This window comes from Occultella glacieicola (assembly GCF_004353825.1).
GTDB lineage: Bacteria > Actinomycetota > Actinomycetes > Actinomycetales > Beutenbergiaceae > Occultella > Occultella glacieicola.
Genome location: NZ_SMNA01000006.1, coordinates 12,230 through 36,942, shown reverse-complemented (window position 1 = coordinate 36,942; position 24,713 = coordinate 12,230). Strand labels below are relative to the sequence as shown.

Below are 24,713 nucleotides of genomic sequence, written 5' to 3'. Positions count from 1 at the left end.
AGGCCGGATCAGTCGTTGTCGAGCTCGGCCATGACCTCGTCGGAGGCGTCGAAGTTCGCGAACACGTTCTGCACGTCGTCGCTCTCCTCGAGGGCATCGATCAGGCGCAGCACCTTCCGGGCGCCGTCGGCGTCCACCTCGATCTGGGTGGCCGGCACGAACTGGGCCTCGGCCGAGTCGTAGTCGATCTCGGCGCCCTGCAGGGCGGTCCGGACGGCCACCAGGTCGGTCGCCTCACTGATCACCTCGAACGCCTCGCCAAGGTCGTTGACCTCCTCGGCGCCGGCGTCCAGGACGCCCTCGAGGATGTCGTCCTCGGTCAGCTCGCCGGCCTTGGGCACGATCACGACGCCCTTACGGGTGAACAGGTAGGAGACGCTGCCAGGGTCGGCGAGCGAGCCACCGTTGCGGGTGAACGCGACGCGCACGTCCGAGGCCGCCCGGTTCCGGTTGTCGGTGAGGCACTCGACCAGGACCGCGACCCCGCCGGGGCCATAGCCCTCGTACATGATGGTCTGGTAGTCGGCGCCGCCGGCCTCGAGCCCGGAGCCCCGCTTGACCGCGCGGTCGATGTTGTCGTTCGGGACCGAGGACTTCTTCGCCTTCTGGATGGCGTCGAACAGGGTCGGGTTGCCCGCGGGGTCCCCGCCGCCGGTCCGCGCGGCGACCTCGACGTTCTTGACGAGCTTCGCGAACAGCTGACCGCGCTTGGCGTCGATCGCGGCCTTCTTGTGCTTGGTCGTCGCCCACTTTGAGTGACCGGACATGTCCCTACCCTCTTCTCATTACCCGTGCTGCTGGTGATCCGCGCCTACCGGCGGGTGTGCTCGCGCCGGCGGTGCGCGCGGACCAGGTCGATGAAGGCCCGATGGACGCGATGGTCCGAACCGATCTCCGGGTGGAAGGCCGTTGCCATCAGCACCCCCTGGCGTACGGCGACGATCCTACCTGCCGCCGGCCCGGACCTCACCGTGGCCAGGACCTCCACGCCCGCGCCGACCGCCTCGACCCACGGTGCCCGGATGAAGACGGCGTGCAGCGGCTCGTCCATGGGACCGGCGCCGAGCAGCGGAGCGTCCAGGTCCTCCTCGAAGGAGTCCACCTGCCGCCCGAACGCGTTCCGGCGCACCGTGACGTCGAGCCCGCCGACGGTGGCCTGCCCGCCGACGCCGTCGAGGATCCGGTCCGCGAGCAGGATCATCCCGGCGCAGGAGCCGTACACGGGCAGACCGTCGGCGATCCGCTCACGCAGCGGCTGGTACAGCTCGAAGACCTTGAGCAGCCGGTCCATCGTGGTCGACTCCCCGCCGGGGATCACGAGCCCGTCGACGGCGGCGAGCTCGCTGCGGCGACGCACCGGCACCACGTCGACGCCGCAGGCCTGCAACGCATGGGTGTGTTCGCGGACGTCCCCCTGCAGGGCCAGCACGCCGATCAGGGGTCGGCTCATCCGGACCTCACTCGGAGACCTCGCCGAGATGCCGGACGGTCCCGTCCCAGCCCTCGAGGAGCTCGCGGGTGATCTCGACCAACTGGGCGGGGAAGATCTCCACGGTCACCGACTCGAGGGCATCCAGGTCCCACCACCTCATCTCGTCCATGAAGTCCTGTTCGACCTGCGTCCAGCCCGCCGCGCTCAGCTCGCCCGGGGCGTCGATGCGGGCCATGAAGAACTCCTCGTCCTGACGGACGTCACGGGCGAAGAAGTCGAAGATCGCCGACCGGGTCAGCACGGGCCCGATCAGGGCGTCCGGGCGCAGGCTCAGCCCGGTCTCCTCGACCAGCTCCCGCACGGCCGCGTCCCGGGCGCTCTCCCCTGCGTCGATCCCGCCGCCGACGGTGAACCACCAGGTCCGCTCGGGCTGGTCGACGTCGTGACCGCGCACGAGCAGGAGCCGGTTCGCGTCGTCGAACAATAGGACGCGGGCCGCCCGCCGGAAGTACCGCCCGTCCGGGCCGATGTGCCACTCCGGGCCGAGATCGGTCACCAACCGCGCTCGGCGAGGCGGTGCGGCACCGGGATGTCGTCGACGTTGATGCCGACCATCGCCTCGCCGAGGCCGCGGGAGACCTTCGCGATCACGTCCGGGTCGTCGTAGAACGTGGTGGCCTTGACGATCGCTTGGGCCCGCTGCTCGGGGTTGCCGGACTTGAAGATCCCGGATCCGACGAACACGCCCTCGGCGCCGAGCTGCATCATCATCGCGGCGTCCGCGGGGGTGGCGATGCCACCGGCGGTGAACACCACGACCGGCAGCTTGCCGTTCTCGGCGACCTCCTTGACCAGGTCGTACGGCGCCTGGAGTTCCTTGGCCGCGAGGTACAACTCGTCCTCCGGCAGCGACGTGAGGCGGCGGATCTCGTCGCGGATGGTGCGCATGTGGGTGGTCGCGTTGGACACGTCACCGGTGCCGGCCTCGCCCTTGGAGCGGATCATCGCCGCACCCTCGGTGATCCGGCGCAGCGCCTCGCCGAGGTTGGTGGCGCCGCACACGAACGGCACGGTGAACTGCCACTTGTCGATGTGGTGGGAGTAGTCGGCCGGGGTGAGCACCTCGGACTCGTCGATGTAGTCCACCCCGAGGCTCTGCAGCACCTGCGCCTCGACGAAGTGGCCGATCCGCGCCTTGGCCATCACCGGGATCGATACCGTCTCGATGATCGAGTCGATCATGTCCGGGTCGCTCATCCGGGAGACCCCGCCCTGGGCGCGGATGTCCGCGGGGACCCGCTCGAGGGCCATCACGGCCACGGCGCCGGCGTCCTCGGCGATCTTCGCCTGGTCGGCGGTCACCACGTCCATGATGACGCCGCCCTTGAGCATCTCCGCCATCCCGCGCTTCACACGTGCGGTGCCGACCTCGGGGGCCGCTCCACGGGGCTGGTCCGGCCGGTCCGGAAGGTCGGGCACAGTGGACGGAATCGGCTCGGACTGGGACTGCTCGGACACTGTGACCTCGGATCGGTGTGGGGCAGGGGGATGTGAGCCACCAGTTTAGTCCCGACGGCGGCCCTTCCCCATGCACTCCCGCGTGCGTCGGCCGGGCCTCAGATCGGGGCGATCCCGCGGGCGTTCGTGGTGAACACGTGCCGGTCGCGCTGCACCATGTTCAGCAGCTCGTGCTCGCTCTGCGAGGCGCGCAGGTCCGCGCGCCCGGTCAGGACCCGCTGACGCAGATAGGCCAGCGAGGTCGCGTCCCGCTGGAACGAGCGCATCGCGTCCTTCGCTCGTTCGCCGTACCCGTCCGCCCAGCCGCGGGCCTGGCCGCGCATCCGTAGCGAGGAGAGCATCTCCACCTCGTGCGGAGCGAACCAGCCCGCCTGGGCGTACTCGCCGAGTCGGGCCCGGATCACGTCCGCCTCCTGCCGTCGCAACCAGGCGAGCAGCACCACGGTGGCGATGAACAGCGGCACCTGGATCACCAGGTAGAGGAGCACGAAGTTGTTGCCGAGGCTGGCGCTGCCGTTCCAGAGCGCGTGCAACCCCATCGCGCCGACAAGGCCCACCGGGAACGCGAACACCACGGCACCGGTCCGGCTGGACCGGGCCGCCATGCCCAATGCGATCCCCACGCAGGAGGTGAACAGGGCGTGCGCGAACGGGGAGAAGATGCCCCTCAGCACGAACACGGTCCAGACCATGTCCGCGTTCTGGGAGAAGTACAGGATGTTCTCGGTGAACGCGAACCCGGCCGCGACCGTCGCTGCGTACACGACGCCGTCGACGGGTCCGTCGAAGTGCTGGCGCCGGAACAGGAAGATCAACAACACGCCGAGGCCCTTCACGGTCTCCTCGACCACCGGGGCGACCACGACGGCGCCGAGTGTGTTCGCGCCCTGGGCGTCGAGGGTCTGCTGGTAGATCCACTGGATGACCGCGGTGTTCACCAGCAGCGCGCTCAGCACCGACACCCCGGCACCCCAGAGCAGCGCCAGGAACAGCATCCCCTTCGGCTCCGGCTCCCAGCGGTCCAGCCAGCGGACGCCCAACAGCACGATGGCGAGCGGGAGCAGCGCCAGGAAGAACGCCGCGGTGGCTTCCCCGACCCCGGTCTGGTACATGATGATGACGAGCGCGATGATCAACGTCACGCCGCCGAGCGTGTAGCCGATCACGTTGAACAGGTGCCGGTTGCTGCGTCGCTGCCCGGGAGCCCAGACCTGCTCGATCGGGCCCGTCGTGTTCGGCGGCGGGGCGGTGGCGGCGTTCATGGTGCCCCAGTCCGCGGGCGACGGCGCGAAGCCGCCCGGGCGGTACGCCGTCGGGTAGGCCTGTCGCTGCGGCTGCTGGGCCCGCTGGGGGCTTTGACCGGAACCGTACCCGCCAGGACCGGACCCGCCGGGGTTCGGGTACCCGTACTGGTTCGACATGGCCCCAACCTTAGGGCCTGGCACCCTCGGAACGGACGGTGAGGTCGTCGTCCATCTCGAAGGTCTGCGGCAGCCTCGCCCGGCCGGCCAGATAGAACGTGCGGACCAGCGCGGTGCCGCGGATCTGGATGATCTGGACCACCGCATCGTTGTGGAACCTGCGGGCGAGCTGCACCCGGTAGTTCGCCTGGGCGAGGCGCTCCAGCAGGTCGGCGCCCTCGGGTTCGGCGGCGATCTTGGCCTGGTCGGCGGTGTCGCCGAGGGCCGCGCGCAGGGCCTGGGTCAGTTCGCTCTCGGCCCGGCCGCGGGTGTCATCGGTGCTGGCCGGGTCGCCGGTGTCGTCGCCGACGAGCCGGCGGGCCTCGACGGCGGCCCGCCAGGCGGCGTCGCCGACGATCAGCGCGCTGGCCAGGTCCAGGGTGCCGGACTCGGCGAGGGCGGCGGCCACCTCCGCGCGCCGGACCAGTTGGGCGTCGAGGGTGGCCCGGGAGGACAGCTCGCGCTGGTGCAGCCGGTCCAGTCGCTGCGCGATCCGCCACAGCCCGAAGCCGGCCAACGCCAGCACAGCGAGGACGACGAGCGTGATCTCTGCCGCACTCATCGGTCACTCATCGCCCGTCACCGCGCCCGAACAGCCGCCCGAGCAGCGAGCGGGGCTCGGCCGTCTCGTGCTCGGTCACCATCGCGTAGACGTCCAGGATCCGCGCGGCGACGCGGTCCCAGTCGAACCGCTCGACGGCGGTGCGTGCGTAGGCGCGCCGTCGCTGGGTCTCGGCCGGGTCGGCCAGGGCACCGAGGATCGTGGTCGCCAGGGACTCCGGGTCACCGGTGGTGAACAGGAACCCGGAGCCGCCATCGTCCAGGACCCGGCGGAACGCGGGCAGGTCGCTGGCGACCACACCGGCGCCGGCGCTCATCGCCTCGACGAGCACGATGCCGAAGCTCTCCCCGCCGAGCTGCGGCGCCACGTACAGGTCCGCCGACGCCAGCATGGCGGCCTTCTCCTCGTCGGTGATCGGGCCGAGCTCCTCGAGCGCACCGGCCCGGTCCCCCAGCAGCCCACGGGCCTCGGACATGTCGCCCTTGCCGGCGATCAGGAACCGGGCACCCGGGTGGGCGGCCAGGATCTGCGGGGCCGCAGCGGCCAGGACCGCCAGACCCTTCCGGGGCTCGTCCAGGCGCCCGAGGAAGGAGATCGTGGGTGCCTGCGGCGTGCCCCGCCACCGCGGCTCGGGTTCGGCGTCGGCGAACACCTTCGTGTACACACCGTTCGGGATGACGACGGCGTCCCCACCCATGTGTTCGACGATGGTGCGCCGGGCATCCTCGGACACCGCGATCCGGGCGCTGATCCGCTCCAGCCCGGGCCGCACCAGCGGGTAGCCGAGCTGCATGGCCCGGGACCGGAGCTGGGCGCTGTGGAACGTCGCGACCACCGGCGCGTCGGACTGCATGAGGGCGATCAGGCCGACCGACGGCGCGAGGGGCTCGTGGATGTGCACCACGTCGAAATCCCCGGCGGACAGCCAGGAACGCGTCTTCGCCGCGACCACCGGGCCGAACGAGAGCCGCGCCACCGAGCCGTTGTACCGCACCGGCAGCGCCCCGCCGACCGAGACCAGGTAGTCCGGGACCGGGGTGTCCTCGTCCGCGGGCGCGAGCACGGACACCTCGTGGCCGAGGTCGAGGAACTTCTCGGCCAGGTCCCGGATGTGGAACTGCACGCCCCCGGGGGCGTCGAAGGAGTACGGGCAGACCAGGCCGATCCTCATGACGCCGGCTCCGCGGCCGCGCGGGCGAGCCGCTCCGGGTCCAGGTCCGCCGTGAACACCTTCTGGAGCATGTGCCAGTCCTCGGGGTGCTCCCGAACCCGCGCCGCCCACACGTCGAACCACCGCTGCGTGAGTGCCTGGGTGCGTTGCTCACGCGCCGCACCACCGGAGCCGACCGGCGCTGGGCCGTCGGAGGTCTCGACGAACTCACAGAACTCGATGACGATGCCCCACGGGCTGCGTGCCTTCCTGCGGCGCTCACCCCGGAGGCGCTCGTAGTGGATGAACACGGGGCTCAGCGCCGATCTCGAGGCGATCGCCAGGGCCGCCGGTCCCGGCGCCACCCGGATCGGCACGTCGCCCAGGAGCACCTCCACCCCGGACCGGGACAGGTCCCGGTCCGCCAGCAACGGGATGATCGCCGGGTCGCGAGCCTCCGAGATCAGCCGCCGGAACACCCCGGAGCCACGCTCGTAGGGCACGATCACCATCCCGAGACCCTCCCGGAACGCGAGGAACTCCCGGAAGAGCTCCTCCGGTTCGAGCTTCTCGGCGACGGTGACCACCCGGCCGACGTGCTGCTGGGCCCACGCGCCGGCGAGGTCCCAGTTGCCCGCGTGGCCCAGGGCCATCACCACGGAGCCGCCGGCGAGCACGTGGTCCCGGACCCTCTCCGCACCGATGGCCCGGACCCGGGCGTCCCGCTCCGTCTCGGACATCGACGGGAGCTGGAACGACTCGCAGTAGTACCGCATGTAGGAACGCATCCCGGCCCGGGACAGGCGGCGCAGTTCCCGGGCGTCGGCCTCGGGTCGGACCCGGGCCAGGTTCGACTCGAGCTGGCGGACCCCGCCGATCCGGGCCGTGTGCGCGACCAGCGCGATCACGTCGAAGATGCCGCGGGCCAGGGACCGGGGCATCCGTCCGACGACCCTCCATGCGAGCTGGAACGCCTTGGCCGGGTCGGGGCGCCTCACTCGCGTCCCTCCGCGTCGTGGGAGGCAGGGTCGTGGGGTGCAGGGTCGTGGGAGGCGCGGTCCCGCGCGGCCGCTTCGGCGAGGTCCCGCGCGGTGGCCTGCCGGTACACGGTGGCGGCGCGCTGGCCCACCGTGTAGAGGCTGGCCAGGGCGAGCAGGCAGAGGGCGATCACGAGCACCGCGGCCGGAGCACCGAGCCCGACGGCGAGGGTCGCCACGAGCGCGAGGATGAGCCGGTCGGCGCGCTCGGCGATCCCGACCTTCGCGGTGAAGTCGAGGCCCTCCGCGCGGGCACGGGCGTAGGAGACGAGGCCGCCGAGGACCAGGCAGGCCAGCGCCGCCACGATGCCGGGCATCCGCCACCCGTCGTCCATTCCGTTCATGCCGTTCACGAAGTACAGGACCAGGCCGGCGAAGATCGCCGAGTCCGAGATCCGGTCCATCGTCGAGTCGAGGAACGCACCGAACTGGCTGGTCCGCCCGACCTGCCGGGCCATCAGCCCGTCGATGGAGTCCGTCAGCACGATCACCCCGACCACCAGGGCTCCGACCACCAGGTGGCCCTGCGGGAACAGGGCCAGGGCGACCACGGAGACCGCCACGGTGCCGGCGACCGTCACCGCGTCCGGGCTGACGCCCAGGCGCACGAGCAGCCGGGCCACCGGCCCGAGGACCGCCGACGTGAAGCCGCGGCCCCGGCTACCGAGAACCATCGGTGCTCCCCCAGGCGGCGGCGAGCTCGGCCCGGGTGTCCCCGAGCAGCTCGGGCAGCGCCTTCGTGCGGCCGACGATCGGCAGGAAGTTGGCGTCCCCGGACCACCGGGGCACCACGTGCCGGTGCGCATGCGCGGCCACGCCCGCGCCGGCGGCGACGCCCTGGTTCATGCCGAGGTTGAAGCCGTCCGGGTGCTTGGCGGCGGTGAGCGCGCGGATCGATCCGACCACCAGATCGTCGAGTTCGTGCCGCTCGGCCACGGTGAGGTCCACCAGGTCGGCGACGTGCCGGTACGGGCAGACGAGCAGGTGCCCGGAGTTGTACGGGTACAGGTTGAGCAGCACGTACCCGGTGACGCCCCGGTGCACGATCAGGGCGTCGTCGTCGGAGCGGCCGGGTGCCGTGCAGAAGGGGCAGTCCCCGGCCTCGTCGGACACCGGCTTGGACTCACCACCGATGTAGGCCATCCGGTGCGGGGTCCACAGCCGCTGGTAACCGTCCGCCGGACCCGGGTGGGCGCCGGCGTCCTCGACGTCGAGCGCCACGTCAGACCTGGACCCGCTGCCGGATCGCGTCCGTGATCAGGGTGATCGCCTCCGCGATCGGCACCGCGTTCCGCTGGGTGCCGTCCCGGTACCGGAACGAGACGGCGCCGGCCTCGGCGTCCTCACCGCCCGCGATCAGCACGAACGGCACCTTCTCCTTGGTGGCGGTGCGGATCTTCTTGTTGAACCGGTCGTCCGAGGTGTCCACCTCGGCGCGCACACCGGCCGCGCGGAGCTGGGCGACGACGTCGGCCAGGTAGTCGTTGAATGGTTCCGCCACGGGGACCGCGACCACCTGCACGGGGGCCAGCCACGGGGGGAACGCGCCGGCGTAGTGCTCCAGGAGCACCCCGAAGAACCGCTCGATGGAGCCGAACAGGGCGCGGTGGATCATCACCGGGCGCTGCCGGCTGCCGTCGGGTGCGGTGTACTCGAGCTCGAACAGCTCCGGCTCGAAGAAGTCGAGCTGGATCGTGGACAGCTGCCAGGTCCGCCCGATCGCATCCTTGGCCTGCACGGAGATCTTCGGCCCGTAGAACGCGGCGCCGCCCGGGTCGGGCACCAGGTCCAGGCCGGAGGAGGTGGCGACCTCCTCCAGGACCCGGGTGGCCTCCTCCCAGGTGGCCTCGTCCCCGACGGACTTCTCCGGATCGCGGGTGGACAGTTCCAGGTAGAAGTCGTCGAGCCCGTAGTCCTTGAGCAGGTCGAGCACGAAGCTCAGCAGCGAGGCGAGCTCGTCGCGCATCTGTTCACGGGTGGTGTAGATGTGCGCGTCGTCCTGGGTGAACCCGCGGGCCCGGGTGAGCCCGTGCACCACCCCGGACTTCTCGTAGCGGTACACGTGCCCGAACTCGAACAGGCGCATCGGCAGGTCGCGGTAGGAGCGGCCGCGGGCCTGGTAGATCAGGTTGTGCATCGGGCAGTTCATCGGCTTGAGGTAGTAGTCCTGGCCGGCCCTGGTGATCGCGCCCTCGCCGTCCCGGATCTCGTCCAGGTGCATCGGGGGGTACATGCCCTCGGCGTACCAGTCCAGGTGCCTCGAGGTCTCGAACAGCTTGGCCTTGGTGATGTGCGGGGTGTTCACGAAGGAGTACCCGGCCTCGACGTGCCGGCGGCGGGAGTAGTCCTCCATCTCCATCCGGATCATCGCACCCTTGGGGTGGAACACCGGGAGCCCGGAGCCGACCTCCTCGGGGAAGGAGAACAGGTCCAGCTCCGAGCCGAGCTTGCGGTGGTCGCGCCGCTCGGCCTCGGCGAGCCGCTCCTTGTAGGCGACCAGTTCATCCTTCGTGGGCCAGGCCGTCCCGTAGATGCGCTGCAGCTGCGGGTTCTTCTCGCTGCCCCGCCAGTACGCGGCGGCGCTGCGCATCAGCGAGAACCCGTTGCCGATCAGCCGGGTCGAGGGCAGGTGCGGGCCACGGCAGAGGTCCTTCCACGCGGTCGAGCCGTCCCGGCGCAGGTTGTCGTAGATGGTGAGCTCGCCGGCCCCGACCTCCGCTGCGGCACCCTCCGCCGCGGCGGCGGCGTCCGCGCCGGAGCCCTTCAGGCCGATCAGCTCCAGCTTGTAGGGCTCGTCGGCGAGCTCGGCGCGGGCCTGGTCGTCCGAGACCACCCGACGGCGGAAGGTCTGGCCCTCCTTGATGATCCGCTGCATGGCCTTCTCCAGGGCCTTCAACGAGTCGGGGGTGAACGGCTCGGTGACGTCGAAGTCGTAGTAGAAGCCGTCGGTGATCGGCGGGCCGATGCCGAGCTTGGCGTCCGGGTCCACCTGCTGCACGGCCTGGGCGAGCACGTGCGCGGCGGAGTGCCGCAGGATGCTCAGCCCGTCGGGGCTGTCGATGGTCACGGCCTCGACGGCGGAGGCACCGTCGAGCGCGACGGTCAGGTCCCGAAGTTCGCCATCGACCCGGACGGCGACGACGGTCCGCTGCTCGGCGTACACGTCGGTCGCCGTGGTGCCGGCCTCGACCGAGCGCTCGACACCATCGATGAGCAGGTTCTTCTCGGGCACGTTGTGGCTCCCAGCGGGCTGGTCGGGTCGAGGAACTGACGCCTCGATCGTAGCGAGTCCGCCCAGTGTTGTTCGCCCCGGTGCGGGTCAGCCCAGTTCCTTGGCCTTCGCCGCGGCCTGGTCGACGATCTCGTCGATCTGTTCGGGCGTGTGGTCCTTGATCTGCTCGGCGATCTGCCCCGAGAGGGCGTCGACGCCCTCGTCGCTCGCCTCGGCCCTCGCCTTGCTGATGATGTCGTCGATCCCCATGCCAGACTCCTCAACCGCCTCCTACCCACAGCCCGCACCGGTCAGGCTACGCCGCCCGGGACCGTTCCCCCCGGGGCGGCGCGCGGTCGGTGATCAGGCGAGGTGCCGGGCCAGGGCGTTGAGGAACTCCGCCGGGCGCTCAAGGTGCGGGGAGTGCCCGGCCCCCTCGAACAGCACCTCATGGTAGGTGCCGCCCGCGGCGGCGTAGGCGTCCAGCACCGTCCGGGTCTGGGCGACCATCGGGCTCGGCGGGGCCACGTCGGCGCCGGGCCAGCCCGGGATCACCCCGGCCGCACCGAGCTGGTTGATGTCGAAGTAGGAGGCGTCCCCGACGATGGCGTCCACGCTGCCGTGCACCCACAGGATCGGCGGCTTCGTCGGCAGGTCCACGATCCCGGACACGTCGAAGTACTGCGGGGCCATCGTGTTCAGCACGCCGCGGGTGCCGGCGGCGAACCCGGGCCAGGGCTCGGTGGCGACGGAGTCCCCGGGGTAGTTGTCGGGGCCGGTCCTCGTGGTGAGCATGGACTCGACCCAGACATCCTCGTGCTCGGAGACGAAGCCGGCGGCCACATAGGCCGAGCGGTACACCGCCCGCGGCGAGGTGGGTGACTCCTCGGTGGTGTCCCCGGTCTCGAGGCGGGCCACGAAGTCGGGGTTCGCGCCGCCGGCACCGACACCGGCGTCGTCGGGGGTGAGGCGCTCGCCGTCGGTGCCGCGGGTGCCGCCGAACCCGTACGGCGACACCGGTGCCTGCAGCGTGAGGGTGCGGGCCGGGTGGTCGAGTGCGTACTGCATGACGACGCCGGCGCCCATGCTCCACCCGACCAGGTCCACGTCGAGGTCCGGGCCGCCGAGGCCGAGTTCCTCGACCACGCTGTGGAGGTCGTCGCTGAAGTCCCGCAGTCCGCGGGTCGCGTCGACGGGCAGTGTCTCGGAGCCGCCGAACCCGCGCAGATCGATCGCGTACGCGTCGATGTCGGAGGGCAGTGCGAGCATCAGCGGCTGCCAGAACAGCGACGAGGACACGTTGCCGTGCACGAACACCACCGTGCGCCGGACGGCGTCCGTCGCGGGCCGGCGGAGCACGTTCGCGCGCAGGCGGGGAGTCTGGACCGTCTCGGCGGTGATGCCCTCGAAGATCGTCATCATCTGGCCTTCCAGATCAGGCCGGCCACCTCGCCGGTCTCGCGCTCAGAGTAGCCATCGGCGCCCGGCCATCGTGTCCGTTCTGCACCACGTGATGCATCACGCTCAGGCCCGCGCGGGCCGTGGAGAGGAAGCGCAACTCGTCGCCACGCCTATCCTTTCTCGATGGCGGACGTCGAGCGCAGACTCGTGGACAATTTCTGGGACCTCCGCGACGACGCGTATGACCATCCGGGCCGTTGGCAGGGAGTCACCGCCGAGATGCTGTTCCAGAGGCTCGCCGAGTACGTCGAGGAGGCCGAGGAGCGCGACGACCCGATTGACTGGCGTGATGTCGCGGCAAGGATGCTTGCGTGGCGATCTGGCGAGAGTCCATAGGGGAAGCCCCCGCACACTCGGTGGCAGTCGGGCTGCGGAACGGCGCACCGTGAACGCAAGAGACCCGCTGGCCGGAGGTTCTGACCTCTGACCAGCGGGTCCGGGTGTGGGCGATACTGGGTTCGAACCAGTGACCTCCTCGGTGTGAACGAGGCGCTCTACCACTGAGCCAATCGCCCGCGCTGCACGCTGTTCGAGCCGTGCGGCTGACGAGGAACGATACTAGCAGCGCCCGAGAGGGCTGAACGACACTGCCGGCCGTGACCGGACGCACTCGGCTCCTAGCGCGACGTGGACGCGAGTCCGACGAGCCGACGAGCCTTGAGTTCGGTCTCCTCCCACTCGGCCTGGGCGTCGCTGCCCCAGGTGATCCCGGCGCCGGTGCCGAAGCGCAGCATGCCGTCCGCCCACCAGAACGTCCGGATCCCGACGGCGAGACGCGCCTCGCCCGCATCGGCGTCCAGCCAGCCGATCTGGCCGCAGTACGGCCCCCGGGACGTGGGCTCGAGCTCGCCGATGAGGCGGAGCGCGGAGGACTTCGGTGCCCCGGAGACCGAGCCGGGCGGGTGGGTCGCCGCGAGTAGGGCCGCCCAGTCCACCCCACCGCCCGGTCCCGGCGCCAACCTGCCCCGCACCCGGGAGACCAGGTGCACCAGGCCGGGGTGCTCCTCGGTGGCGAGGAGGTCGGTGACCTCCACGGTGCCGGGCAGGCACACCCGGGCCAGGTCGTTGCGGACCAGGTCGGTGATCATGATGTTTTCGGCGCGGTCCTTCGCGCCGAGCCCGTCGGCCGTGACCGCGGTGCCCTTGATCGGCCCGGACGTGACGTACCCGTCGCGCACCCGCACGGACAGCTCCGGGGAGGCGCTGACCACCCAGCTGCCCGGCCACTCGGGTGCCGCCGGAACGTCCACGAGCGCCGCGTACGGCGCGGGATTGCCCGTGGCGAGGCGTACGGCGAGGGCGGCGGCATCCGGACGCCAGCCACCGCCGTCGGGCACCGCGGGCGACGGTTGCGGCCCCGTCAGGGGCGCGGACAGCACCCGGCAGATGTTCGCCTGATAGACCTCGCCCTCGAGGACGGCGGAGCGGACCGCCTCGACGGCGCCGACGTACTCCTCCCGCGACATGCTGGTGCGCCAGCGCCCCGGGGCCGGTCCCCGCCACGGCGGAGCCTCGCGCACCACCGCGTCGGCGGCACCGGTTCGGTGCACGTCGCCGAAGCGCCAGGCGTGCACCGGGCCCTCGAACTCGGCGACCACCACCCACCAGCCGCCGGCGGCCAGCGCCTCCGGCTCCCGGGCCAGATCGGCGTAGTCGACGACGTCCCGGGCACGGACTCCGCGGAACCAGGCCCGGCCCCGATCGGGCGGGGGCGGCGGTGTGGTCACGGTCACACGCTACCCAGGTGGGGCGAGTTGGACGTTCGCCACGAGACTGGGTTAGAGTCTCCGACGCACGCAGAAACCACTTCGGTGGCACAATGCGAGCATGCGGACGTGGCTCAGTTGGTAGAGCATCACCTTGCCAAGGTGAGGGTCGCGGGTTCGAGTCCCGTCGTCCGCTCGGAGGCACCACTCCGGTGGGTCCCAGCACGTACCACCGGTGGGTTGGCCGAGAGGCGAGGCAGCGGCCTGCAAAGCCGTATACACGGGTTCGAATCCCGTACCCACCTCGCAGCCCGGGCGATTGGCGCAGCGGTAGCGCGCTTCCCTGACACGGAAGAGGTCACTGGTTCGATCCCAGTATCGCCCACCCAGAGGATGCAGGCCCGTTCGGAACGTTCCGGACGGGCCTGTTCGCGTCAGGCACCGGCGCGTCGCCGGGGTGCTGCCTCAGGGCTCGGCCGCGATCGTCACGCCCAGCGTGAGCAGGTACGCGAGCGGATCGACCGGCTCGTCGTCGATGTTTACCTCGAAGTGCAGGTGACAGCCGGTGCTGTTGCCGGCGCCGATCGGGTCCAGGTCCTGGTCGCCACCCATCTGCGCGATCTGTGACCCGGCGGTGACCCGATCCCCTGCTTCGACCACCATAGTTCCGGTGAGGACGTGGCCGTACCGCGTGCTGATGCCGCCTGAGTGGTCGATGACGATCTGGTTGCCGGTCCGGCCCTGGTACGGGCCAGGTGCCGCGTAACGCACCACGCCGTCCGCCGCGGCGAACACCGCAGTCCCACAGTCGTTGCGGATGTCCTGCCCGGCGTGCAGGCCGGGGACGCCGGTGAACGGGTCGGCCCGTGGCCCGAACGCCGAGGACAACTCCCCCGACGTCGGCGTGGACCACGACGGGCCGCGCTGGAGCAGACCGAGGCCGGCCAGCGCGAGCACGAGGACACAGGCGCCGACGACGCTCTCGCAGGACACCAGCAGGAGCGTGGCTCGGCGCGCGCTCCCACGGTCGGTCAGGGCACGACGGGCATGCCGCACGGCACTGCGTGGCACCACCCCAGGCTACGCCGTCAGGACCGGACGGACGGCCGGAACCGGAGGGCAGGACCCACACCACATCAGGCGCTGACGGATGGGCCGGGGTCCGGTCGGGGAGCCGACGCGAGGGCGACCTTGCGCACGCCGGAGTCGTCGTCGCCGACGAGGTCGCGCAGCACCGCCCCGGCTTCCTCGGCCGGGAGATTCTGGGTCGCTGCGGCAGCGGCGACCCGGACGATCGGGTCCTCGTGGTGGGCACCCGCGTCGACCACCGGGGCACCGGTGGCACCCTCGAGCATGCTGGCGGCGAAGACGGCCTTGGAGGCGAGCATCGGGTCGTCGCCGGCGGCGAGTTCGCGCAGGTGGGGCAGGGCCTGCGGTCCGAGGGCCGGGATCCGGTCGTACCTGGGCTCCTCCGGGTCGAGGATCCGGCGGACGTCCTGCATCGTGACGGTCATCTCGAGCCTACTCAGTTGGTGAAGGGACTGGTGAACATCGTGGCCGTCTCGGCGGCGGTCAGGTCCGGGGGCGGGTTCGTGATGTTCGACGTGCCGCCGCCGGTCATCAGCCGGTCGGTCGGGTCGACGTGCGCGAGCCCGAGCACGTGTCCCACCTCGTGCCCGAGGGTCCACCGGGTGGCGCCCCGCGCGACGACCGCACCCGGCCGGCCCGGCGGGTGTGCGGCGCAGCCGTTGAGCGGCGGGACCGTCGAACGGACGAAGTAGACGACGACGTCGCTGGCCAGGGCACTGTTGCGGTTCGCGAAGAGCGTGTTCTGCTCGGCGGTCGTCACCCCCGTCACGCACGTGCCGACGTCGACGTCGTTCAGTGCGGGCAGGGTGAGCTCCTCCGTGGAGACGTGCACGACGGCGACGCCCACGCTCTCGTAGACCTCCCGCATCGCCTCGATCGCGGTGTCGACGTCGACATCCGGCTCGGTGAGCACCTTCGTGTGCAGGCGCACGGTGGTCCAGGTGCCCTTGAGCGTGATCCGGCGGATGCCGAGGCGCTGGTTGCCGTCCTCGAGTACCAGGTCGTAGGCGGTGTCCGCCCGGGGACCGGGCCCCTGGACGGTGACCGTGACCGTGGTCCCGGTGATGGTGACGACCGTGCGGGAGTCGGCCGGCGGCTCGTTCGCCACGGACAACGCCCCGGTCGCCCCGGTCACGGTCAGGACCAGAGGCGCGGCCGGGGTCGCCTCGTAGGCCGCGACGGCGGGGGCCTTGTCGATCGTGAAGTTCGGGTTGACCGTGACGTCGAACGTGCGGTCCACCGTGCCGGTGCCGGTGCCGAACCGGACGGTCACGGGCACCACCACCTGCTCGGGCACCGCCCGGCGCCCGGCGACGTGCAACCGCCACCGCTCACCCCGGGGCGGCCGGTCCTCGACCCGCTCGACGGCGAGAGTGGTCCCGGTCGGGATGATCGCGGCCGGCCCGCTCAGCTTGACCGGTACGTCCACGTCGAAGTCCTCGGCGGCCGCGATGACCCCGTCGGGCAGGACGGGCAGGTCGACGACGCGCACCAGGAAGTCCCGGACCGGGACGAACAGGTCGGCGTCGAGGTAACTGCGCCGGTCCCGAAGGGAGTCGATGTCGGCTTGGTGCAGATCGAACAACTCAGGGTCGTTCCTGCCGATCGTGGCCCAGATCCGGACCCTCGCCTCGTGCGGCAGTGTGGCCGGCGGCGCGGGCAGGTCGACGGTGAGGTCCCAGCCCTCACCGTCCGCTCCGGAGGTCAGCCTGATCGGGGCCTCGGCCTGCGCCACGAGCTGGTTCACCTTGACGGCCTCGACCCGCAACCGCTGCGTCTCGGTGATGAACCGCTCGACCAGGGTCGCCTGCGGGGTGGTCGCCGGGACGCCCGAGGCGAACGGTTCGTTCCACGCGACGTCCTCCTCGCCCAGCCGCACGGCGCTCGAAAAGGTGATCTCCGCCGTGTTGGTGTGGGCGTTGTCGGCGGCCGGTGTGCTGCTGGGCGTGTCGGTGGCGACGTGCCAGGTGCCGGGCGCGGCGCCGATCAGGTAGAACCCGACGGAGCGCATCACGGCCGGCGGGACCGGCACGATGGCGCGCAGCCGGGGCGCCAACACCCCGCCCGCGGGCACCCGCAGGAACCCCGCGGTCGGTGCCGCCCCGCCGCCGGACGGCACCGGGCCGTCCACCTGGACCGTCGTCGGCGCGGTGGTGCGGACCGACTCGTAGAGCTCCTCGGGCACCCACAGGTGCGCACCCGTGGCGTCCGCGGTCAGCTCGAAGAACTGGTTGAACTCTTGCATGACCGGTGGCGTGCCGGACGGGTGGTCGGGCGGCGCGTCGAGCCGTGTGAGCGACGAACCCGGGGCGTCGCACGAGTCGAGTTGGGTGTTGCGGTCGTCCCGGTTGTTGAAGAACCCCATGATCCGCACCCCCCGACCCAGCGCCACGGACAGGTCGGCGTCGTGGATGTCCCGGCCGATCGCCGACGTGGTCAGGTTGAACCGGTCGTTCGCGGTCAGCAGGGTGGAGTACAGGTCACCGCTCCACCGGCTCGCCTGCTGCTCGAGGAAGTTTTTCTCCCCGTCCGGCAGCCACGTGGGCACGAGCCCGAGGAAGGGGGTCCAGGAACGCAGATCGAGCCCGGAGGCGAAGAACCGGCCGAGCGCGATCGGCCACCGTTCGTCCGCGGGAGCGTCCGGGTCCACCTGCGGGAGGTTGCGGATGATCTGCTGGTTGACCGGGTTGAACACCTGGGCCCAATCGTCGAAGTCCAGGGAGAGCAGCGCCTCCCGGGCCTCCTCGTTGCCGAGCGCCGGGCCGAGGATCACGAACGTCCAGAGCAGCTGCATGATGCCGCCGATGCTGAACAGCTCGAAGATGTTCGTGTCGTTGAAGCCCACCGCGCCGGCGGCCTCGTCGAACGGGGTCCAGGACAACCAGGTCGGCGGCTCGTCGCCGGTGGCCGCCCAGACGTCCCTCAGGGTGCGGATCACGCCCTGGACGGGCAGGGCGCCGAGCAGCGGACCCCAGTAGGTGTTCTGCACGGCGTGCGAGAGTTCGTGCTCGGCGAGCGAGTCGGCCAGGCTCCAGCGCACGAGCGGAGCCTCCGGCACCTGGACCTCGGCGCGTCGGACCAGCACTTTGCCGCCACCCGCGTCGGGCCGGTGCACCCCGGTCGTCACGAAGCCACGCACGCTGACTGGGATCGGCGGCGCGGGCGGGCTGGCGGACGCGGGAAAGATGCGCTGACGGTGCCGGTCGGGGTAGGTGTCGTCGAGATCCGGTTCCCAGAACTGGTTCACCCCCTCGCCGGTGATCCTCAGGTCGGAGGCGAGCAGCCAATAGTGATCCGCGCCCAGGGTCAGAGGCTGCCAGGTGTCCCGGAAGTCCGGGTGGAGCCCGGCCGGAGCGCCCTTGAGGAAGAACCGCCAGCCCATCGCCTGGTGGTCCGGCCAGTAGAGCCCGGTCACCAGTCCCATCAGCTCCGCGGGCCAGTCGCCGTACACCGACGGCAACGCCCCGCCGGTGTGCCGGACGAACCGCGACGCGGAGAGGTGCGCGCTCGTGGTCGAGGAGGCCCCGGTGAACCTGGTGAGGGTGAACGGCGCCGTACCCACCAGTTCGTCCACCGTCTCGAGTGCCACGTCCGCGACGGCGGAGACCCGGCGGACGTGGTGGGCGCCACCGACCTCGAGGCGCACCGCCTGGCCGACGGCGAACACGGCCGAGGAGCGCACCTCGAGGGCGAGGTCGTCCCCGGACTGGGTGGCGCCGGTGCCGGTGTCCTGACTCCGATCGGATTCCTTCAGCCGGGTCACCCGCACCCCGGTTGCCGCGGCCAGGGTCAGTGGTGGCTCGACGCTCACGCTCGCAGGCACCGCCGGGGTGCCGGGCGTGCCCCCGTCCGGCGGCACCGCGGGTGTCGCCGGGGTCACGGCGCTGACCCGGGCGTACTGCACCGTGGCCCCGGTGCCCGTCGGCGCGACGGCGAGGTCGTCGCCGACGTCCAGGCCGGGGTCGTCGAGGAACGTGACCACGTCCGGGTGGGCGGCCGGGTCGGCGACCGAGCCGAGCAGCGCCGTGCCGTCGGTGGTCAACCGGAACGCGGCCGCGCCGGCGAGGGTGAGCGAGGCGATGGGAGGGTCGAGGGTGAGCGTCAGGGTGACCTTGCTGACGCGGGTATAGGTCTGCGGACGTTCAGGGGTGGCCGGGACCGGGCCGCCGGGCGCGGTGGGCAGGAAGGCGAAGACGTCGTCGACGGCGACCGGATGGCCGGGCGCCGTGAGATGCACGGCCCGGTTCGGCGGTGCCGCGACCGCGGCCCAGCCGGCGCTCGTGGCGGTGCCGGACGTCATCACCCGCAGCGCGACGGCGTCCGCGCGCACGCTCGGGCTGTGGAACCGGCTCGGCAGTTCGTGGTCGAGGATCACGACCGGTTCGCTCGCGGGGACCACCTGCGTGATCGCCCCATAGGCCGGGGCCACTGCCCCGGCGGCGGCGACCTCGACCACGGTGGCGGCGGCGAGCCCGGCGTCCGCAGGCACCGAGAACGCGAACCAGACCTCGCTGACCAGTACCCCGGTGCTGCTGTGACCGCCCACGGCGGCGTACTCGTGCACCTCGATCCGCCCGCCGTCATCGGCGCTGAACGGGCGCGGCATGATCTCGCGCAGCGGCTGCGCCATGAACATCGTGCCGCGTACGTGCGCCGCGCCCGCCGCGCCGCGGTCCTCGAACGACTGCCGACCCCCGCGAAGGCCGACCGCGTTGCCCGGGCCGCGGCTCCACCAGGTGCCCTGCACCCAGGTGCGGGCGTCCGTGTCGGTGCCCACCAGGGCGAGCACCGAGCCCTGTCGGACGTCGGAGAACGCGCGTGCGTCGCCGCTCGGGGTGCCGTCGGGCCGGGGTGTGCCGCGGACATCGTCCAGTTCGAGCACCCGGGGCCGGTCGAGGAGTTCGAAGAACCGACGGTTCTCCCAGGCGACGTGCCCGATCGTGACGGCGCGGTCGGCGTCGATACCGCCGGCGAAGACGCGTGGGATGAACCCGTTCAGCGCCAGCGCGACCGTGCCCACCCGGCCTGCGGTGCCGCCGCGCATCGTGCCGAGGGAGTGTTGCGGCCAGGGGTGACCGTTCCAGGTGAACAGCGCACCGAGCAGGCCGAAGATCTCGAAGTAGAGGTTCAGCGGTTCGAACGCGAACACGGACAACGAGGTGAGCGGGAAGCCCCACGTCGGGCCGAGGAAGATCGTCAGCACCAGGTTGCCCCACGCGAAGTGGCCGTCCACGTCCGGCCGGCTCAGCGGGTCGCCCTGGCTGAGGTGATAGGCGTGGACCCCGCTCGCCGGCCTCTCCGCGACCCGGGCCAGCTCCGTCGCCGTCTGACCGCCGACGGCCCGGGGATCGTCCGGGCCGCCGTGCCAGGGGTCCGGCGTGAGGAACGTCCCCGTCTCGGTGTCCAGTTCGCGGCCGCCGAAGCAGATCAGGGTGGTCGCCCCGTCGGCGATGTGCCCGAACAGGGTGGGACGCCAGGCTGCGGTCACGGCACCGAACGGCGGCTGGATCGCTTCGGAGAAGACCCAGCCCGAGGCCGGGGTCGCGAGGCCGAGCAGCGTACCGACCCGGTCGGTCAGGTACGCCTCGTCGAGGCGTCCGTCCGGGCCGAGGCGGGCCAGCACCCGCCCCTCCCACCACACGAACGCGTGCACGAGGGCCCCGTCCGCGTCGGTGACCGACCACAGCCGCCCGGTCGGGTCGCGGTGCTCGGTGAACCGGCGGCCGGCGCGCTCCACCCAGAGCCGTCGGCCCAGTCCGTCCCAGCCGTATCGGGTCGACTCGCCGTCCGGACCGCGCGCCTCGACCAGTTGTCCGAGCGCGTCGTAGCGGTACTCGGTCGCGGCCCTGTCTCCAGTGCCGGAGGTGCGCCGGGTGCGTCGTCCGTTCGGGTCGTAGTCGAACGTCACGGTCTGCGACGGGCCGATCAACCTGCGGACCCGGCCGCCGACGTCGGTGCGGACCACGGTGCGACGCCGCCCGGTGACGACGGCGGACAGTTCCGGCCCACTGTAGGTGCGTCGCTGCGCGAGCGCGGCGCCGTCGGGCCCGGTGCGCGTCCAGGTCACCAGCCGGGACCGGTCGTCCCGCTCGTAGGAGAACTCGGCCGTGCCGGGCCAGCGCCGCGAGTGCACCCGGCCCGCCCGGTCCCTGCGTTCGGTGAGTATCTCGGTGCCGTCGGTGCCGGTGAACGTCAGCACCCCGGGCCACTCCCGGCGCACCCAACCGGCGCCCTCGCCCAGGTCGCAGCGCAGGGCGTCGGGTCCCCCGGCGAGGCCGAGGAGGCGGACACCGCCGACCGTGACATCCCAACAGCCGGCGCCCACCGGCCGGTAGTGCAGGTCCCGGGCGAGCCCGGGCAGGGTGACCCGGGCGGGACGACCGTCGGGGTCGGAGTCGATCCGCAGGACGGCCCCGTCGCGCTCCTGGCGGACCATGGTCGCCGACGCGGTCAGGGACGTGGTGCCGGTCGGATCGTCGGCGCTGACGCGGTGCACGGTGTCCACGCCCGGTGGCGGAGGACGCCGGTACCACGCGCCGGGGGCGGTATCGGTGTGGATCCGGGCGATCAGGGTGCCGTGGCCGTCGCGGAGGGCGAGCCGCTGCAGTGTCGGGTCCCGGGTGACGTGCAGCGACTCGCCGTCGGGCAGCTCGACCCGGACCGGCCTGCCGGCCGGGTCGAGCGTGACGACCCGTCGTCCGCGCGCGGCGTCCGCGACCACCCGCGGAGCCGCGGTGACGCCCGGCCCGACGTCCTCGATGGTGCTCATCGCCCCCTCCTCACCCGGTCGAGACACTGGTCGAGACACCGGCGGAACCACCGATCTGGGCGAGCTCGGCGAGCAGGGCGTCCCACTCCGTCTCCACTCCGTCCAGGACCGTGGTGAAGACGCCGCGGATGTCCGCGACGAGCTCGCCGACGAAACTCAGGTCGATCCCGGCGATCGTCTCGAGCGCGACCGTGAAGGACTCGGCCCGCAGCACCAGTGGCTCGAGCACCACCGAGGGACGGAGGAGCTCGAGTTGCTCCTTGAGCCCGGCGAACGGGTCGAGGTCACCCAGCAGCGTGGCCGGGTCGAGCTCGCGGACCCGGTCCAGGGCGGCGTCGAATACGGCCCCGAGCTCGCGGGCGAGCGCGGCGGGTGAGTGCACCCCGAGGAGGGAGACGGCGGCATCGACGACGGCACGGACCTCCCCTTCGACGACGGCCGGGTCGAGCACATCAAGACGGGCGAACACCGAGTCGAGGCCCGCCTGGATCCGGGCGATCAGGGAGTCCGGCAGGAGCGGTTCGAGACTCGCGAACAGCGCGGTCCAGACCCGGAACAACCCGAGCGACAGTTCGTCGGCGAAGGCGAGCAGCCGCGCCTGGATCCGGTCACCGATCGCATCCAGCTGGTCAGCGAGGTCGGCCAGCGGCAACCGGTCGAACACGGCGTCCAGCAGCACGTCCACGGCGGCGCTCGGGTTGAGTGGCCCACCGAGCAGCTCTCGTGGTAGCAGGCGTTCCAGGGAGCGGGCAAGCAGTCGGGTGGACCGGCCGAGTTCGGTCCCGCCGGCGCCGTCGCGGACCCGGCCGGCGTGGGTGGACAGGTCCGAGCCGGTCTCCGCGCTCACGCGCACCCGGGAGTCGAAGCGGAGCGACCCGGTCGCAGTCTCGAGCCGGAGCCGGGCGTCGGCGTCGACCTCGATCCGGGCAACCGCTGCCGTGAAGGACTCCACGGCGCTGCGCAGTTCCGCCACGGGACCGACGCCGGAGTTCGGGTCGGCCAGCGCCAGCCGCGCGTCGAGCGCGTCCGCGACCGACACGGCGAATCCGGCCGCCGGGTCCAGGAGCGACCACAGCGCCCGCGTGACGTCGCTGAGCTGCGCGAGCGCGGCCCCCAGGACGTCGTCGGCGAGGGAGTCGAGTCGGCTGCGGATCTCCCCCACGAACGCCGCCGCCGGCCGGAGCACGTCGCCGAACCGGAACACGGCGCCGGTCGTGGGCACCGCGGCACCGCCGCCACCGGAGGCGGCGAGGGCGCCGCCGACGGCCTGGTTCAGCGCGTCCGGGACGTCGATCAGGCCCCCGAGCGCGGCGCGCACCGCGGCGTCGATGTCGATGCCGTCCACCAGGGTGCGCAGCGCCTCGTAGGCGGCGCGCAGCGGCGCGAACAACGGGCCCGGGTCGAGCAGCGCCCGCACTCGGTGCAGCAGGGCCTGGAACTCCTGCTCCAGTGGGGCCATCAGGGCGCGGGGGTCGAGCGCCGTGAGCCGGCTGAGCAGGTCGCCGAAGAGTTCGGACAGCGACCCGATCAGTGGTGCCACGGACAGCTGGTCCACCTTGGCCAGGAGCTCGTCGAACGGCGGGTCGAGTTCGGCGATGAGCGCCGCAGGGGTGGCCCGGCGCAACGTGTCGCCCGCACTCTGCCAGACCTCCTCGATCGGTTGCAGGAGCGCCCCGACGTCGATGCCTGCGATCGCGTCGTCGAAGGGTGCGGTGAGTTCGGCGGCGAGGTCGAGTTCGGCGAGCACGGCCGCCGTGCCCGCCACGACCACCTTCACCGCTTCGGGCACGTCGCCGCCGTCGACCGCCTCGCGGACCTGGTCCCGGATCCCGCGGAACAGGTCGAGGGTGGCGGTGCCGGCCGCCTCGAAGTCGACCCCCTCGAGCTCGGCGACGAGCCCCTCGAGCTCGTCGGCGATCTGCAGCACGACCGGGGTGAGCTCGTCCAGGATCTCCCCGAGCGGCTCGATGACGGCGTCAACGGCGTCGCGCAGGTCCTCGATCGGGAAGTCGGTGAAGACGCCGTTCACCTGCGCGACGACGGCATCGACTGCCTCGGTGATCGTGCTCAGATCCAGGTCGCGGACGGCACGCTCCAGGTCGCGGACCGGGGCGAGCAGGTCGTCGAGGAAGGCGAACCCGTCGAATGCGAGGATCTCCTGTTGCGCGCCGGCAAGCGCGTCGAGGAGCGCGTCGCGTGCGCTGCGCAGCGGCAGCGCGTCCATGAGCCGACCGAGCTCGGCGAAGACGTCGTCGATCCCGGCCATCAGGTCCCCGACCGGCCCGGCGGTGAGCAGGCCCGTGAGGTGCTCGGTCACGCCGGTCAGCGCCGTCTCGAGCGCCTCGACGGTCATGGCCTCGAACATCTCCGCCAGGTTCGCCAGGGAGTCGACCATGACCCGGGGCAGGTCCTCCTCCGGCAGCGGCAGCGCCGCGAGGAGCCGTTCGGTCCGGCCCGTGAGGTCGAGCTCGGTCATCGTGTTCGCGGCGGTGCGCAGGTCCGTGGCGAGCCCGGCGACGAAGCGGTCGAGATCGCTGCCAAGACCGTCCAGGTCGGTGCCGATCGCGTCGATGGCTCCGACGAGCGCGGTGATGTCAACCTCCGCACCGTCGTCGATGAGGTCGTAGGCGTCGCTCAGCCGTGCGCGTACGCCGGCCACGGCCGCGTCCAGGCCGGTGCGGTTCCCGGCACCCGTGACGAGCGTCAGCGTCGCCGTGGTGGACGCCGTCACCGTGCTCAGGTCGCCGAGGTCGAGCCCGACGAACACGGTGGCCAGCAGCGAGGCCACCTCCTGGGAGGGCAGCGTGCCCGCGGAGCCCAGCCGCTCGAGGGCGCTCAGGGTCGCGGCCAGGGACGCCGGGATCTCCACCCCGAGGGTTGCCGCGGCCCGGCGGGTCACCTCGGCGACGAGGTCCTCCAGTCCGATCGAGCCGCCGACCGTGGTCAGGATCCGGTCGAGGACTCCCCGACCGTCGGACCCGTCGGTGGCGATCACCGAGGCGACCTGCGTGATCAGCTCGACCAGGTCCCCGATCCCGGCCAGGATCCGGTCGAGGTCACCGAGCTCGGGAATCTCGATGAGTCCACCGAGCTCCTCGAGCGCGATGCGACCGAGCCTGGCCAGGCCGTCGGGCTCGGCGCCGAGGTCGGAGACCGTCCGGATCGCCGTGCCGAGGTCGTCCCCGAGCAGCACCGTGGGCTCGAGGCCACCGATGCCGAGCTCCTGGGCCTGCTCGAGCGAGGACCTGACCCGCCCGAGGGTGGCATCGATCTGGGCGAGGTCGAGGCCCTCGAGCTGTGCGACGAAGTCGGGCATCC

At 72.0% G+C, this 24,713-nt stretch carries 19 protein-coding genes and 4 tRNA genes; 4 read left to right on the top strand and 19 right to left on the bottom strand.

All coding sequences use genetic code 11. The features are described from left to right. Positions 1-8: 8 nt before the first annotated feature. The 13 genes from EXU48_RS12910 to EXU48_RS12855 form a co-directional block, all read right to left on the bottom strand. The gene (locus EXU48_RS12910) at positions 9-767 is read right to left on the bottom strand and encodes a YebC/PmpR family DNA-binding transcriptional regulator (RefSeq protein ID WP_133108089.1); all 759 of its coding nucleotides are present in this window, start codon (positions 765-767) and stop codon (positions 9-11) included. A 44-nt stretch (positions 768-811) separates the two neighbouring features. After that, entirely contained in the window at positions 812-1,450 is a 639-nt protein-coding gene (gene pdxT / locus EXU48_RS12905; protein WP_133108088.1) for a pyridoxal 5'-phosphate synthase glutaminase subunit PdxT, read from the bottom strand. 7 nt (positions 1,451-1,457) lie between these two features. Next, positions 1,458-1,988 (bottom strand): NUDIX hydrolase, encoded by a 531-nt coding sequence (locus EXU48_RS12900; protein ID WP_235857007.1) that lies wholly within the window; start codon positions 1,986-1,988, stop codon positions 1,458-1,460. Next, positions 1,985-2,911 (bottom strand): pyridoxal 5'-phosphate synthase lyase subunit PdxS, encoded by a 927-nt coding sequence (gene pdxS, locus EXU48_RS12895; RefSeq protein ID WP_165962827.1) that lies wholly within the window; start codon positions 2,909-2,911, stop codon positions 1,985-1,987. Before pdxS ends, EXU48_RS12900 begins: the two co-directional genes overlap by 4 nt. Before the next feature lie 137 nt (positions 2,912-3,048). Then, the gene (locus EXU48_RS12890) at positions 3,049-4,371 is read right to left on the bottom strand and encodes a PrsW family intramembrane metalloprotease (RefSeq protein ID WP_235857005.1); all 1,323 of its coding nucleotides are present in this window, start codon (positions 4,369-4,371) and stop codon (positions 3,049-3,051) included. A gap of 10 nt (positions 4,372-4,381) precedes the next feature. Further along, on the bottom strand, positions 4,382-4,972 hold the full coding sequence (locus EXU48_RS12885) for a hypothetical protein (RefSeq protein ID WP_133108085.1): 591 nt from the start codon (positions 4,970-4,972) through the stop codon (positions 4,382-4,384). Positions 4,973-4,979: 7 nt separating this feature from the next. Further along, positions 4,980-6,143, bottom strand: coding sequence for a glycosyltransferase family 4 protein (locus EXU48_RS12880; protein WP_133108084.1), 1,164 nt, complete (start codon positions 6,141-6,143; stop codon positions 4,980-4,982). Beyond that, on the bottom strand, positions 6,140-7,120 hold the full coding sequence (locus tag EXU48_RS12875) for a phosphatidylinositol mannoside acyltransferase (RefSeq protein WP_133108083.1): 981 nt from the start codon (positions 7,118-7,120) through the stop codon (positions 6,140-6,142). Before EXU48_RS12875 ends, EXU48_RS12880 begins: the two co-directional genes overlap by 4 nt. Continuing rightward, positions 7,117-7,833 carry a phosphatidylinositol phosphate synthase gene (gene pgsA, locus EXU48_RS12870; RefSeq protein WP_133108082.1) on the bottom strand — a complete coding sequence of 239 codons (717 nt, stop codon included), beginning with the start codon at positions 7,831-7,833 and terminating at the stop codon, positions 7,117-7,119. The genes EXU48_RS12875 and pgsA overlap by 4 nt, the downstream gene beginning before the upstream one ends. Then, on the bottom strand, positions 7,820-8,380 hold the full coding sequence (locus EXU48_RS12865; protein WP_235857004.1) for an HIT family protein: 561 nt from the start codon (positions 8,378-8,380) through the stop codon (positions 7,820-7,822). Before EXU48_RS12865 ends, pgsA begins: the two co-directional genes overlap by 14 nt. A gap of 1 nt (position 8,381) precedes the next feature. Next, a complete protein-coding gene (gene thrS / locus EXU48_RS12860) occupies positions 8,382-10,391 on the bottom strand; it encodes a threonine--tRNA ligase (RefSeq protein WP_133108081.1) in 2,010 nt (669 codons plus the stop codon). Positions 10,392-10,478: 87 nt separating this feature from the next. Next, positions 10,479-10,640, bottom strand: coding sequence for a hypothetical protein (locus EXU48_RS24510; RefSeq protein WP_165962804.1), 162 nt, complete (start codon positions 10,638-10,640; stop codon positions 10,479-10,481). Between the two features lie 93 nt (positions 10,641-10,733). Further along, complete coding sequence (locus EXU48_RS12855; protein WP_207947753.1) at positions 10,734-11,789, bottom strand: alpha/beta fold hydrolase; 1,056 nt, start codon at positions 11,787-11,789, stop codon at positions 10,734-10,736. Positions 11,790-11,954: 165 nt separating this feature from the next. Here EXU48_RS12855 and EXU48_RS12850 point away from each other — a divergent pair, with 165 nt between their 5' ends. Beyond that, complete coding sequence (locus EXU48_RS12850; protein WP_133108079.1) at positions 11,955-12,167, top strand: hypothetical protein; 213 nt, start codon at positions 11,955-11,957, stop codon at positions 12,165-12,167. Positions 12,168-12,274: 107 nt separating this feature from the next. Here EXU48_RS12850 and EXU48_RS12845 read toward each other — a convergent pair. Together EXU48_RS12845 and EXU48_RS12840 are read right to left on the bottom strand one after the other, a co-directional pair. Continuing rightward, a tRNA-Val gene (locus EXU48_RS12845) sits at positions 12,275-12,346 on the bottom strand. A 102-nt stretch (positions 12,347-12,448) separates the two neighbouring features. Continuing rightward, a complete protein-coding gene (locus EXU48_RS12840; protein WP_133108078.1) occupies positions 12,449-13,558 on the bottom strand; it encodes a chorismate-binding protein in 1,110 nt (369 codons plus the stop codon). Between the two features lie 102 nt (positions 13,559-13,660). On the opposite strand from EXU48_RS12840, the gene EXU48_RS12835 reads away from it, so the two are divergent. From EXU48_RS12835 to EXU48_RS12825, 3 genes are all read left to right on the top strand, one after another. Then, positions 13,661-13,733: transfer RNA gene (locus EXU48_RS12835), tRNA-Gly, on the top strand. A gap of 38 nt (positions 13,734-13,771) precedes the next feature. Further along, positions 13,772-13,842: transfer RNA gene (locus EXU48_RS12830), tRNA-Cys, on the top strand. Positions 13,843-13,850: 8 nt separating this feature from the next. After that, positions 13,851-13,922, top strand: a tRNA-Val gene (locus EXU48_RS12825). An 80-nt stretch (positions 13,923-14,002) separates the two neighbouring features. Here EXU48_RS12825 and EXU48_RS12820 read toward each other — a convergent pair. From EXU48_RS12820 to EXU48_RS12805, 4 genes are all read right to left on the bottom strand, one after another. After that, positions 14,003-14,608, bottom strand: coding sequence for a M23 family metallopeptidase (locus tag EXU48_RS12820; RefSeq protein ID WP_165962803.1), 606 nt, complete (start codon positions 14,606-14,608; stop codon positions 14,003-14,005). A gap of 65 nt (positions 14,609-14,673) precedes the next feature. After that, positions 14,674-15,051, bottom strand: a complete 378-nt coding sequence (locus tag EXU48_RS12815) for a HEAT repeat domain-containing protein (protein ID WP_133108076.1) — start codon at positions 15,049-15,051, stop codon at positions 14,674-14,676. Between the two features lie 11 nt (positions 15,052-15,062). Next, positions 15,063-21,395 (bottom strand): hypothetical protein, encoded by a 6,333-nt coding sequence (locus EXU48_RS12810; RefSeq protein WP_133108075.1) that lies wholly within the window; start codon positions 21,393-21,395, stop codon positions 15,063-15,065. A 10-nt stretch (positions 21,396-21,405) separates the two neighbouring features. Then, positions 21,406-24,711 carry a hypothetical protein gene (locus EXU48_RS12805; protein ID WP_133108074.1) on the bottom strand — a complete coding sequence of 1,102 codons (3,306 nt, stop codon included), beginning with the start codon at positions 24,709-24,711 and terminating at the stop codon, positions 21,406-21,408. Positions 24,712-24,713 lie beyond the last annotated feature (2 nt).

What these genes read in the sequence shown, in the direction of transcription:
- EXU48_RS12850 (WP_133108079.1), top strand. Translation starts at nt 11,955, where the DNA reads ATGGCGGACGTCGAGCGCAGACTCGTGGACAATTTCTGGGACCTCCGC.
- EXU48_RS12855 (WP_207947753.1), bottom strand. Translation starts at nt 11,789, where the DNA reads ATGACGATCTTCGAGGGCATCACCGCCGAGACGGTCCAGACTCCCCGC.
- EXU48_RS12805 (WP_133108074.1), bottom strand. Translation starts at nt 24,711, where the DNA reads ATGCCCGACTTCGTCGCACAGCTCGAGGGCCTCGACCTCGCCCAGATC.
- EXU48_RS12910 (WP_133108089.1), bottom strand. Translation starts at nt 767, where the DNA reads ATGTCCGGTCACTCAAAGTGGGCGACGACCAAGCACAAGAAGGCCGCG.
- EXU48_RS12815 (WP_133108076.1), bottom strand. Translation starts at nt 15,051, where the DNA reads ATGACCGTCACGATGCAGGACGTCCGCCGGATCCTCGACCCGGAGGAG.
- pgsA (WP_133108082.1), bottom strand. Translation starts at nt 7,833, where the DNA reads ATGGTTCTCGGTAGCCGGGGCCGCGGCTTCACGTCGGCGGTCCTCGGG.
- EXU48_RS12890 (WP_235857005.1), bottom strand. Translation starts at nt 4,371, where the DNA reads ATGTCGAACCAGTACGGGTACCCGAACCCCGGCGGGTCCGGTCCTGGC.
- EXU48_RS12885 (WP_133108085.1), bottom strand. Translation starts at nt 4,972, where the DNA reads ATGAGTGCGGCAGAGATCACGCTCGTCGTCCTCGCTGTGCTGGCGTTG.
- pdxT (WP_133108088.1), bottom strand. Translation starts at nt 1,450, where the DNA reads ATGAGCCGACCCCTGATCGGCGTGCTGGCCCTGCAGGGGGACGTCCGC.
- EXU48_RS12810 (WP_133108075.1), bottom strand. Translation starts at nt 21,395, where the DNA reads ATGAGCACCATCGAGGACGTCGGGCCGGGCGTCACCGCGGCTCCGCGG.
- EXU48_RS12880 (WP_133108084.1), bottom strand. Translation starts at nt 6,143, where the DNA reads ATGAGGATCGGCCTGGTCTGCCCGTACTCCTTCGACGCCCCCGGGGGC.
- EXU48_RS24510 (WP_165962804.1), bottom strand. Translation starts at nt 10,640, where the DNA reads ATGGGGATCGACGACATCATCAGCAAGGCGAGGGCCGAGGCGAGCGAC.